At 63.0% G+C, this 11818-nt stretch carries 9 protein-coding genes and 1 pseudogene; 5 read left to right on the forward strand and 5 right to left on the reverse strand.

Annotated features, from left to right (window positions below):
• Nucleotides 1-126: 126 nt before the first annotated feature.
• Nucleotides 127-657, reverse strand: coding sequence for a hypothetical protein (locus D3869_RS30115; protein ID WP_137143312.1), 531 nt, complete (start codon nucleotides 655-657; stop codon nucleotides 127-129).
• 670 nt (nucleotides 658-1327) lie between these two features.
• Here D3869_RS30115 and D3869_RS30120 point away from each other — a divergent pair.
• Entirely contained in the window at nucleotides 1328-2404 is a 1077-nt protein-coding gene (locus D3869_RS30120) for an IS5 family transposase (RefSeq protein WP_137141134.1), read from the forward strand.
• A gap of 478 nt (nucleotides 2405-2882) precedes the next feature.
• Here the strand turns inward: D3869_RS30120 and D3869_RS30125 are convergent, their stop codons facing one another.
• Nucleotides 2883-4496 (reverse strand): GMC family oxidoreductase, encoded by a 1614-nt coding sequence (locus D3869_RS30125; protein ID WP_137143313.1) that lies wholly within the window; start codon nucleotides 4494-4496, stop codon nucleotides 2883-2885.
• Nucleotides 4497-4545: 49 nt separating this feature from the next.
• Nucleotides 4546-5340 (reverse strand): alpha/beta fold hydrolase, encoded by a 795-nt coding sequence (locus D3869_RS30130; RefSeq protein WP_137143314.1) that lies wholly within the window; start codon nucleotides 5338-5340, stop codon nucleotides 4546-4548.
• A gap of 128 nt (nucleotides 5341-5468) precedes the next feature.
• Here D3869_RS30130 and D3869_RS30135 point away from each other — a divergent pair, with 128 nt between their 5' ends.
• A complete protein-coding gene (locus tag D3869_RS30135) occupies nucleotides 5469-5942 on the forward strand; it encodes a MarR family winged helix-turn-helix transcriptional regulator (protein WP_137139955.1) in 474 nt (157 codons plus the stop codon).
• Between the two features lie 175 nt (nucleotides 5943-6117).
• On the opposite strand, the gene D3869_RS30140 is transcribed toward D3869_RS30135, so the two are convergent.
• On the reverse strand, nucleotides 6118-6906 hold the full coding sequence (locus tag D3869_RS30140; RefSeq protein WP_137143315.1) for an SDR family oxidoreductase: 789 nt from the start codon (nucleotides 6904-6906) through the stop codon (nucleotides 6118-6120).
• Nucleotides 6903-7232, reverse strand: coding sequence for a nuclear transport factor 2 family protein (locus D3869_RS30145; RefSeq protein WP_137143316.1), 330 nt, complete (start codon nucleotides 7230-7232; stop codon nucleotides 6903-6905). Before D3869_RS30145 ends, D3869_RS30140 begins: the two co-directional genes overlap by 4 nt.
• Before the next feature lie 96 nt (nucleotides 7233-7328).
• Here D3869_RS30145 and D3869_RS30150 point away from each other — a divergent pair, with 96 nt between their 5' ends.
• The 3 genes and pseudogenes from D3869_RS30150 (at nucleotide 7329) to D3869_RS30165 (ending at nucleotide 11816) form a co-directional block, all read left to right on the forward strand.
• Entirely contained in the window at nucleotides 7329-8237 is a 909-nt protein-coding gene (locus tag D3869_RS30150) for a LysR family transcriptional regulator (protein WP_137143317.1), read from the forward strand.
• 463 nt (nucleotides 8238-8700) lie between these two features.
• Nucleotides 8701-10146: an MmgE/PrpD family protein gene (locus tag D3869_RS30155; protein WP_175426679.1), complete on the forward strand. Its 1446-nt coding sequence runs from the start codon at nucleotides 8701-8703 to the stop codon at nucleotides 10144-10146.
• A 354-nt stretch (nucleotides 10147-10500) separates the two neighbouring features.
• Nucleotides 10501-11816, forward strand: a pseudogene (locus tag D3869_RS30165) (ABC transporter substrate-binding protein).
• The last annotated feature ends 2 nt before the right edge of the window (nucleotides 11817-11818 follow it).

The following is an 11818-nucleotide window of genomic DNA, read 5'->3' on the forward strand; positions in this document are numbered from 1 at the left end:
GCTTGAGTGAGCTTCTGCCCTGAAGCGGACGGCTGAAATTGGCTTACGGTGTGTCCGCCATCCTTCCTTCCCAAACGCATCTTCAGGGGCTGATGGGGATGGCCGGCATCCGTGATCGGCAAGTCGCTACCGGCCAGCTTGGCGGGTCTTCAACAGCAAGGCGAGACTGCTTGCGGCCGAAAGCACTGAACCGCCAAGAAGCGCGAGGCGTGGCCAAAGATTCCCATGACCAATGAACACAGCAGCCACACCGATAACCGCCAGAATGACGCAAACCAAAAAGAAAAACCAAAGAAAATTTCTGCCAGATCCATAAACTAGATCTCGCCAGGATCTTTGCCATAACTCAGAAAATGTTATTCGTTCATCTGAAATCTGATTACCTCTCACTGGTAAGTACGAAATGGTGTTCGCTACCGTAAAAAGCGCAGAAATGAGAAAAAATTTTACCATAAAAGAAGAATTTGCTCTTAATATAAAGAACGCTGCAGGAGAAAGAATTATAACACCCCAAAACAAAATTTTCTTTAATTTTTTCTCCTCTCTCTCGCTTGACAGAATGCGTCCACGCCCGAACGCCCCAAACGGGTAATATATCCGTTGCCCGGTGGCGCTCGTTTTGAAGACCATTTCGATCATATTGTCAGAGTAGCTCATTGAGATGCCCCACCCCACCGCTTCAAGCGCATGCTGTGGTGGAACAATTACACAAAATGGAGAAGAAAAAAAGAACAGCCGACATGGATTATTGTTTTATAGACGTCTGTTGCCGATATTAAAACCGGTGGTTGAGCAGCCTTCACACCAGGGTACAATTTGACGCAGCTCCGTGATGGCGCTCTCAAGCGCACCGTGACGCTTCGCACCCAGGATCACCGCATAAGGATCGCACCCACATCGGTCACAGTGTGAGGCGAGGTCTGGATGAGCTGGCCAACATGCTATAGGAATTCGCGCCCTTTCGCGACAGCACTCAGCACTCCTTGACACCTTCTGCCCAGCGCCGGAGTTGTGCGAAGTCAGCTAACAGCCTTTGTCCTTCTACGCTGACTTCGCTGCCACGGGGCGTATTGCGGATCATCAGATATCCGATTCTCAGGGGGATTGTGCTGTCGATGACGAGATGCCTCGCACCGTCCGGTAGCTCCTGTCCCTCCATTGGCCCCTGATCTAAGAAATCTTTCCGGCATGCAGCGATCATGGTCTTAAGCCGAAGAACAATGAGGGTTGGCTCATCCGCAACTAGCAGGGTGCGGAAAAAGGGCTGTGCACGGGCGGTTGGTCGTGATTCTTTTCGGTTGAGAAGAACGCGACCGACGAGGGGACGATGCGGGGTTCGGACGAACGCAGCGAGGGTCTGTTCAGCTACGTGAGCTGCGAGGCGCGGGTTCCAGCCAACCACCCGCTGCGAGCGATCCGGGCCATCGTGGACGAGGCGCTGGAGGTGATGTCGCCGGCGTTCGAGGGGCTGTACTCCAAGATCGGGCGCCCCTCGATCCCGCCGGAGAAGCTGCTGCGGGCGCTGCTGCTCCAGGCCTTCTACTCGGTGCGCTCGGAACGCCAGTTGATGGAGCAGCTCGATTACAACCTGCTGTTCCGCTGGTTCGTCGGCCTGTCCATGGACGCCCCGGTGTGGGACGTCACCGTGTTCACCAAGAACCGCGAGCGTCTTCTGGCCGGCGATGTGGCGGCCAAGTTCCTGGCGACCGTGCTGGGTCAGCCGAAGGTCAAGGCGCTGCTGTCGGACGAGCATTTCTCGGTGGACGGCACGCTGATCGAAGCCTGGGCGTCGGTGAAGAGCTTCCGGCCCAAAGACGGCAGCGGCGAGCCGCCGGGGCCGGGGCGCAACGGCGAGCGCGACTTCCATGGCGAGAAGCGGTCCAACGAGACGCATGCCTCGACCAGCGATCCCGAGGCGCGGCTCTACCGCAAGGGCAACGGCCAGCCGGCGAAGCTGGCCTTCATGGGCCACGCGCTGATGGAGAACCGCCACGCCCTGGTGGTGGACGTGCGGCTCACCGCGGCCAGCGGCCTGGCCGAACGTGCGGCGGCGGTGGCCATGATCGAGGCCATCCCCGGCCGCCACCGCATCACGGTCGGCGCTGACAAGGCCTACGACACCAAGGATTTCGTGGCGGACATGCGCGACTTGGGCGTGGCTCCGCATGTTGCCCGAAATACCAGCAACCGCCGCTCGGCGATCGACGGCCGGACCACCCGCCATCCCGGCTACGCCGTCAGCCTGCGGGTCCGCAAGCGGATCGAAGAGGTCTTTGGCTGGATCAAGGGAGCCGGCTTGCGCAAGACGCGCCATTGCGGAGCAGCCCGTGTCGGTTGGATGTTCACCCTAACCGCCACCGCTTACAACCTGATCCGCCTGCCCAAGCTGCTGGCTGCGGCATAATCACGCCCGCAATCCGCCTGAACGGCGGTTCTGGGAGCCTCGGAGCGAGGAAAAACGCTCCGTCCCGACCAAATCGCCCGCTGAAACCCGCATTCTCAGCCTCAGCGGAGGAAAAAGGCCGGAATATGTTCGTTTTTCCGCACCCTGCTAGAAACCATGGTGCTCTGGGATGGATAAGAGTTGCAGTCGCCATTCGCGGCGGCTCTGCACAAGCGGACAGCGCTAAAGCTGTAAATACGGGAAGGGCCGGGTGTAATTTTGAGCGTACACGTTCGGCAGCACCGACAAAAAAATCAATCATTACATGCCTTTTCGCGACAGCATCAAGGCGGGCGAGCCCGCCCCTATTCCGGCTGCAGCTTGAGTGACCTTCTGCCCTGAAGCGGACATCCGAAACTGGTCTACGGTATGTCCGCCAACCCTCGGCCAGTCGGACGCTCAACATGCAACGTATAGCCCGTGGGTTGATGAAAAGCGTCTACACCCCGTGCCGCCGCTGCAGGATGTCAGCGGCACGCTCGCCCACGATCGCGCACGGTGCTTGTGTGTTGCCCGTCGTCACCCTCGGGAGGATCGAGCCGTCCGCGACGCGCAGCCGGTCGATGCCGTGGACCGCCAGCGACGCGTCGACGACCGACCGGTCATCCATGCCCATCCGAGCCGTCCCGCATTGGTGCCAATAGGTCACCGCCGCGTCACGGAGGAATTGATCGTCGATCGCCGCCCCCGCCCCAGGGATCGCCTCGCGCCGGACATGGGGCGCGAAAGCCGCATCGTTCCCGATCTCGCGGCACAGCCGCACGCAGGCGCGTGCCGTTTCCAGGTCCCGCGGGTCGGACAGCATGTTGGGATCGACCACAGGCGCCACGGCCGGGTCCGCCGACCGCAGCCGCACCTCGCCACGGCTGTGGGGCTGCGCCAAGCCTGCGAACATCGTCCACCCGTGATCGGGGACGCCGCGCGCCGCCGTGCGCTCGCTGGGAACGGGGAATTCGACCTGGCAGAACAGAAGGTCCGGCGCCTCCAAGCCGGGGCGGCTTGTCCAGTAGAGCGTCGCCTCGCTTCCACTGGCGCGCGGAGCGATCGGCTCCCGGTACTCCCAGGTGCAGCCGAACGACACATGATCCTGCAGGCCGCGGCCGACGCCGGGCAGATGGCGCACGACCGGAATGCCGTGCCGGTCAAGCTGGCTCCGGTCGCCGATCCCGGACAGCATGAGCAGCTTGGGCGTGTTGATGGCGCCGGTGGACAGGATGACCTCCGAGCCTGCCGTGATCGACCGAATCCGGCCGTCCCGTTCGACCTCGACGCCGGTCGCCGTCGTCCCGTCGAGGAGCACGCGGCGCACGAGCGTGTCCGTCAGGATCGTGAGGTTCGGTCGATCGGCCACAGGATGGACATAGGCGCGGTAGAGCGAGTTGCGCCGTCCATCCCGCACGAGCATGTCGGTGTAGGCCACGCCTCCCGCGGTTTCCATCATCCGGCCATTGGGGCTGTCGTGGCGCGGGATGCCGAGGGACCCGGCCGCGCTGAGCAGAGCGTCGGCGATCGGACTCGGGTTCTGGGCAGGCTGCACCCACACCGGTCCGGAGTTGCCGCGGTAATGCGGGTCCGGCGCACCCCGCCAGTTCTCGATGCGTCGGTAGATGCCGAGAACCGCCTCATAGCTCCAGCCGGCATCGCCGGACTGGTCCGCGAAGTGATCCCAGTCGGCGCGATGGCCCCTTGCCCACACCATGACATTGATGCTCGACCCGCCGCCGAGCCCCTTGCCCATGGACATGGGAAGCGTGCGGCCACCCAGATGCGGGTTCGGCTCCGCCTGGAACCCCCAGTCGCGCCGACCGCCGAGGTTGGTGGGCCACAACGACGGATTCAGCACCGCCTCATCCTCGTCGCTGCCCCCCGCTTCGATGAGGAGCACGGAGCAATCGGCATTCTCAGCCAGGCGGCGTGCGATCACGGATCCCGATGCGCCGGCACCGCAGACGATGAAGTCATAGGCCGGCTTGAGGTTGGCGAGTCGTTGCGTCTGGTTGTCACGGACGCGCCGGTTGAACTCCTCGGAACCGCCGGAAATGGAATGGTTCATGGCATGGACCTTGTGATGAGCGGAGAGAATGGTCCGACGGGACCGGGGCCTAGGGCGAAACCGCGCCCGACTGCTGGGCCGCGTCGTCGATCACCGTCGCGACCACCTCCGCCCGCGTGACGTAGACGGCATGGCTGGCCGGGACGTTCGTGACCTTCGCACCGATGCGTTTGGCCATGTCCTGGAGCATCCGCTGATCGAAAGCCTTGTCCTCCGTCGCGATCACCGCCCAGCTGGGCTTGGTCCGCCAGGCGGCATGCCGGAGCGTCACGCCGAAGCTCGCCATGTTGATCGGAACCTGCGACGCCGTCAGGAAATCGACGTCGGCCTTCGTCGCATCCGCCGCGAAGCCGGCGGCGAAATTCTCCGGCTTGATGAAGCCGAAGCCGTCCCCGCTCGTCTCGATGACGAACTCGGGCGGTGTCGTATAGCCGTCATACTGCTGCGCCGTGGTTTCGCCGGCGTCGGGCGACAGGGCGGACACATAGACCAGACCACGCACCTTGGGATGGACACCGGCTTCGGTGATGACCGTGCCGCCCCAGCTGTGGCCGACCAGAACGGCGGGGCCGTCCTGCCTGTCGAGCGCCCGCCGCGTGGCCGCCACATCGTCTTCGAAGGAGGTGAGCGGGTTCTGGACGATCGTGACCCGGTATCCCCGGTTGGTCAGGTCCTCATAGACCTTCCGCCATCCCGATCCGTCGGCGAAGGCGCCATGGACGAGGACGATGTTCCTGACGACCGCCCGATCGACGGAATGGCTGGTCGGCTGCGCCTGCGCGATCGACACCGGGAGCGTGACGACTGACGCGGCTAGGATCAGGGTCCGAAGCGTGTTCTTCATGCTTGCCTCTGCTTGATTGCGATAATTGTTATTGCGATAACTGTGTGTACCGCCGGCGCATCTCCTTGTCCAGGAAATTTTATCGCGATATATGTCGGTGGAAGATGCGCTGCGAAGGGAGCCAGCCTGTGTCGAACGAGAACAACCCGCCGGTGCCGCTGGAGGATCAGCTCTGCTTCGCGATCTACTCGGCCGGCATCGCCATCCAGCGGGCCTACAAGCCGCTGCTGGACGCCCTTGGCCTCACCTATCCGCAGTATCTCGTCCTCAACATCCTGTGGCGGGAGGACGGACAGACGGTGGGGAGCATCGCCCAGCAGCTCGCCCTTGAGTCCAGCACGCTGACGCCCCTGCTCAAACGCCTCGAGGCTGCGGAGCTGATCCAGCGCACGCGCAACCCGACCAACGAGAGGCAGGTGATCGTGTCGCTGACGGCCAAGGGAATGGATCTGCGCTCCAGGGCCGGCTGCCTGGGCGATACGCTGCTCCACGCCTCCGGACAGTCGCCCGCCGCCTTGGCGAAGCTCAACCGCGAGATCGCGCAACTGCGGGATTCCGTTTACGCGCATATCGGCGGCTGGACGTCCCCCGACGCACATTGATGAGCGGGGCGCACGATGGTGCAGGGTGAGGGCAGTGCGAGGATGATGCGCCCCAACCGATCCTGTGGTCGATCCAGGCGTGGGCAAAGCCGGTGGCCGGGAGCGTCATGCCTGCGCCACAGGACCCGCTGCTTCCCGACGCCCCCCACGGAGGCCGAACGTCGGGGTGATGACCTCAGACAGTCCGAACGGTGCCGCCGTCGATGATAAACTCGGCGCCGTGGATCGCGGCGGCGCGATCCGAGGCCAGATAGGCAATGAGATCGGCAACCTCATCGGGCTTGGCCGCACGCCCGATCGGGATCCCACCCAGAGCATCAAGGACAGCTTGCCGCGCCTCCTCGATCGTTCCGCCATTGGCGGCCTGCAGACGCTTCAGAAAGTCGACGGACGACTCGGTCATGATCCAGCCGGGGGAGACGGCGTTGACCCGCACGCCCTTCGGTCCCAGCTCCTTGGAGATCGACTTGCTGTAGGTCCTGAGCGCAGCCTTTGCGGCGGCGTAGCCAGTGGTCGATTCGGGAAGCGGCAGGATCGATTGGATGGACGTGATATGCACAATCGCGCCGGCACCCCGTTCCATCATCTGCGGAGCCAAGAGGCGATCAAGGCGGACAGTGGCCAAAAGGTTAAGGTTCAGTTCGGCGAGCCAGTGATCTTCTGTCAGGGCAAGAAAGCCGCCGCCCGGCGAGGCCGAGCCGCCGATCACATGAGCGAGGATGTCGATGCCGCCCATACGCTCGAGCGCCGCCTTGGCCAGGGTTGCCCCGCCCTCGGCTGTCGTCAGGTCTGCCTGGACGAACTCGACGCCGTTGATCGGCTGTGGAGTTCCGCGGGCGGCGGTGATCACCTGGGCGCCACCGGCCAGGAAGCGATCGACGGTAGCGCGGCCCAAGCCCTTGGTGCCGCCGCTGACGAGCACTCGTTTCCCCGCGAACTCAGTTGGATCAGCCTTGATGTTCATACCGTGATCTCCAAGGCTTTGATCGCGTCGTGTTCGAGCGTGAAGCGATAGGTGAAGCGGATCGGGCTGCCCTTGAAGTCGCCATGGGCAGGGCCTTCGACCACGACTTGCCCGTTCTCGTCGCGAACAGTGTCCGGCGTGAAGATGGCCTTGACCGCAATCACCTCGTCTTCAAACAAGGTTCGCAGCTCGGCGTGGCCGTTGTGACGTTTTCCGTTGTCCAAGAGGACCGCGTCGGCGGCAAAAGGCGTCAGCATGCCGTCCACATCGAGTTGTGCATTAGCCTCGACATAGTCGGCTATGGGTTTGGGCAGTTCGATCGACATCGCTCGGCTCCTTGACGTTGCAAGGTTGATTTAGAGCCAAACATCAATCACGATAATCGGGGTAAATCAGCATGCGGTATTGCGAAAAGCGGGACAATGTCGAAACACGGTCTGATCGAATTTGATGCTGTTCTCGCCATTGCGCGGCGTGGATCGTTCCGGGCAGCGGCCTTGGAACTTGGCCTGTCGACCACCGCACTAAGCAACGTCATCGGGAAGCTGGAACGTCAACTCGGCGTCCGACTGTTCAATCGCACGACCCGGAGCGTCTCCCTGACCGACGCCGGGCGGCAGTTCGTGGATAAAATCAGTCCCGCGCTCCAGGACATCCATGAGGCGATGGAAAACGCCCAGTCGCAGCAGGATACGCCATCGGGCACCTTGCGGATCAACAGCTTTGCCGCAGCCGCGCGTGAGATCCTTCCCCTCCTGCTCCAGTTCCTGCGACTCTATCCGCAGGTCCATGTCGATCTCGTCACCGAAGGCCGGCTCGTCGACATCGTCGCGGACGGTTTCGATCTCGGCATCCGCACCGCGGACCTCGTCCCCAGCGACATGATCGCGGTGCCGCTCGGTCCGCACCGCCGCTATGCGGTGGTTGCATCACCGGGCTATTTCCGCACCCGGGGCCAGCCAAGGTCGCCCTCCGACCTGCTGTCCCATCCGTGCATCCGCGTGAGGCTGCCCAATGGAGCGCTTTATCGGTGGCAGTTCGAGAAGGGGGGACAGCCGATCCAGATCGACGTGGACGGCCCGATCACCCTGGACGAGGCCAGCCTCGCCCGCATGGCGGTGCTGGAGGAAATGGGGATCGGTTTCTTCATGGAGTCCGATGTTCAAGGCGACCTAGCCGCCGGCCGCCTCGTTCGCATTCTCGAAGACTGGACCCCGCCACTGGAGCAGCTTTGCCTCTACTATCCCAGTCGGCGACACCCGTCTGCCGCGTTCAAAGCACTCATTGATCTTGCCCGGAAATTTTCTGTTTCAACAACTGCGATGGCTTGATCATCGCCGCAGGGTTCCATTGCAAAGATTGACGGCGGGCGGCGATCGCCCCGCGTTTGTTGCCGTTGTCGGGTAGTTCGTGTGAAAAGCCGGATTCCAGGGATTCTAACGCCCTGCTTGGCCCCGTTTTGCAGACCGGATCATGCGAAATGCGGGCGGTTTATGCGAGAAGCTCCCCGGCGGGGCGCGTGGAATCGCCTCATGTGTGGACGGCCCTCTCGGCGCAAGGGGCGAATTCGTGTTGACGGTTGGTCGGGTGCATCCATGTGTCCGGCCTGTCGTCGCGACCTCTGGTCACCCCAGGTTTGCGACGGTCTGATGTAACGATGCCCATTCCCTGTTCCGCCGATCACGCAGCTGGTGGTGACTATATAACATAAACGCATACGGAATCGATAGCAGCGCATTTGATTTTATGCGCATCCCTGAATATCGTTCACCTCCATTTCTCACGGAACGAACGATGCCGACCACAACCGCAGCGGTCTCACGCTTCTTCTCGGAGTTCCAGCTCAAGGATGCGCCGACCGAGGTGCGTCATGAGGCCAAGCGCATCCTTCTCGATACGTTGGGTTGTCTCGCCGGTGGGCGGGCCTGCGAAATCGCGCCGACGTCCGACAGACTAGCGCTCTTGCTTGGGCAGCGGCTGGCGTCCGGGGGCAGCACGCTCGTCGGGCAGGGCAACACCACGTTGATTTCCGCGGTCTACGGCAACGCACGAATTGCCAACGCGCTTGATTTCGACGAAACCTTTCCGGTCGGTGTTCATTTCGGCGTGGCCGCGGTGGCGGCCGCTCTGGCGACGGCCGAGGAGCGTGGCGCCTCGGGCGACGATGTTCTGCACGCCGTCATCGTGGGCTACGAACTGGGGGCGCGGATCGCGACCTACATCGGTCCGATGACCGAGGTGGTCGACGGCCAAGTGAAAGGCTTCTCGAAGGTTTGGGGCGTGGCGGCGCCGGTCGTGCTTGCCGCCATGGGGGCCGCCGCCGCGGTCGCGCGACTGGACGAGCGCCAGTTTGCCCAGGCGATCGGGCTGGCCGTCTCGAACAGCCCCCTGCCCGCGGGGGCGCTGTGGTCCAACGCAGTCGACCTGCCCAACTGCAAATATTGTGACGCCGGTTGGTGCGCCGTCGCGGGGGTCTTCGCGGTGCTGTCCGTCGAGGCCGGTTCGACAGGTTTCACCGATGCGCTCGATGGCCCCTACGGCCTCGCCCGGATGTGCGGGGTGCAGACCTTCGACGAGGGGAGTCTGACGAGCGGACTTGGGACGAACTGGCTGATTTCCAACGCCACGTACAAGCCCTGGCCGACGTGCCGCTTCACCCACTATCCCCTGACGTCGCTCGCACGCATTCTCCGGCGCGAGACCATCGCCCCGGGCGAGATCGAGGAGGTCGTGATCGAGACCGGTCCGATGGCGGCTTCGCCCCGGTTTACCAAGCCTCTGCCGCGCACCTTCGCCAGCCGCAGCTTTAGCTATCCCCATATGGTCGCCATGCTTGTTCGTGGTGTCGCGGCGGGGCCGAAATGGCTGGACGCCGAGAGCGTCACGGACCCGGACACCCTGAGCATCGCGGACAAGGTCCGTGTGGTCGCGCATGAACGAGGCAACGACTTCGCCCGGACGATGGAGGCCAACCAGATCCGCACCATGCCGGGCGGCGTGCTCGTCCGAACGGTGAGGGGTGAATTCCGCGACGAGGACGATTTCGCCCTCGGCGATCCGTGGACGGACCATTCCCGACTGAGCGACGCCGATCTCACCGAAAAGTTTCTCGGCATGTCGGGGAGCGGGGCGGCCGATCTCGTCGACCGGATCTTCAACGTAGAGCGCGAACCCTCGGCTCACGCGCTGATGCAGCGGCTGAACGACTGCCTTGAGAACACCCGTGCGAACGCCGCCTGATGTGTTGAACGGTCGCTGGCTCGACGCCGCGAGCCGCTGGCCAAAGACTTCATTGAGCGCATTGCTTCGGTCGGTCAACGATCAATAACATGCAGAACAGAGAGGCGTAGAATGGGCCCGATTACTTTCAATCGCCGGCAGGCGCTGTCCTTGGTCGCTGCGGCTGCCACTCTGCCGATGAGCTTCCGCGCGCAGGCGCAATCGACGACGTCACAATCGCCGGCGTCTCTGCTGCGCGCGGCGATCACCGGCTACACGGTCATCAACACGTTCGATCCCGCGAAGGTCACGCAGCTGCCCGAAAGTTACGTCGTCTGGGCCGTGTTCAACGCGCTTGTCAAGTTCAACGACAAGATGGAGATCGTCCCCGATCTGGCCGAAAGCTATTCCTTCATCGATCCCACCACGCTTGAGTTCAAGCTTCGCAAAGGCGTGAAGTTCCACGATGGAAGCGAACTGACGTCCGACGACGTGAAGTTCTCGCTGCAGCGCGTGCTGGATGAAAAGACGGCTTCGCCGAACCGCGCCAAGCTTTCGTCGATCAAGACGATCGAAACCCCGGACGCCCACACGGTTCGGATCATCACCCATGCGCCTTTCGCGCCGCTCCTGACCTATCTGGCCAACACCCGCACGGGCACGCAGATCGTGCCGCGGAAGGCCGTCGAGAGGCTGGGCGACAAGTTCGATGCCAATCCGGTCGGCACCGGCGCCTATATGCTCAAGGAGTGGAAGACCGGGAGCGGCGTCAAGCTGGAGGCGTTCCCGGACTACTTCGACGGCGCGCCGAACTTCCAGACCGTGTCGATGCCCTTGATCGGCGAGGAATCCAGCGGACTGACGGCCCTGCAGGGGGGCAGATCGATCTGACCTCGACGGCGCCGTTCGCTTCCATTCCAAACCTCGTCAAGGACCCGAAGATCAAGGTCTACAAGCAGACCGGCCTGAACGTCCGCTACATCGGCTTGAACGGCCGCAAGGCGCCGTTCGACGATCAGCATTTCCGCCGTGCCCTCTCCATGGCGTTCGATCGCCAGGCGATGGTCCGCTCCGTCGTCTTCGGCGAGGGCAGCCCGGCCACCGGCCTGCTTCCGCCGGCCATCGCCAAACCCGGCCAGCCGGTGCCATCGCTGCTGAGCTTCAACCCGGCCGCGGCGAAGGCCGAGCTTGCCAAAGCGAAGTACCCGGCCGACACCGAGATCAAGCTCCTGATCTGGGGTCCGACATGGTGGCGGAAGATCGGCGAATTCTTCGTCATCCAGGTCAATCAGGTTCTCGGCACGAAGATTCAGATCGAGGCGGGAGAAAGCAACGCCGTCTTCAGTCGACTGCGTTCGGGCGACTATCAGGCGGCGGTCTGGGGCTGGCTCGGCTTCATCGACGCGGACGAGTATCTGGGCGATCTGCTCGGGAAGGACGGGTCGCGCAACTTCCACGGGTACAACAACCCGGCGTTCGAGACCCTGCTTGAAAAAGGCCGCAGCGAGGTCGACCCGGCGGTCCGCCGCGATGTCTATCACAAAGCGGAACTCCTGATGCTGGAAGACATGCCGCTGATCCCATGCTTCAACTCGAACGTGCACAACCTGTCGGTTCCGGCCCTGAAGGGCTTCACGCAGCTGCCCTATTCGAACTACGGCGATCAGTTCGCCAAGTTGCAGCTCGGCTGAGG

This window comes from Azospirillum brasilense (assembly GCF_005222205.1).
In the GTDB taxonomy this organism is placed as follows: Bacteria; Pseudomonadota; Alphaproteobacteria; order Azospirillales; family Azospirillaceae; genus Azospirillum; species Azospirillum brasilense_G.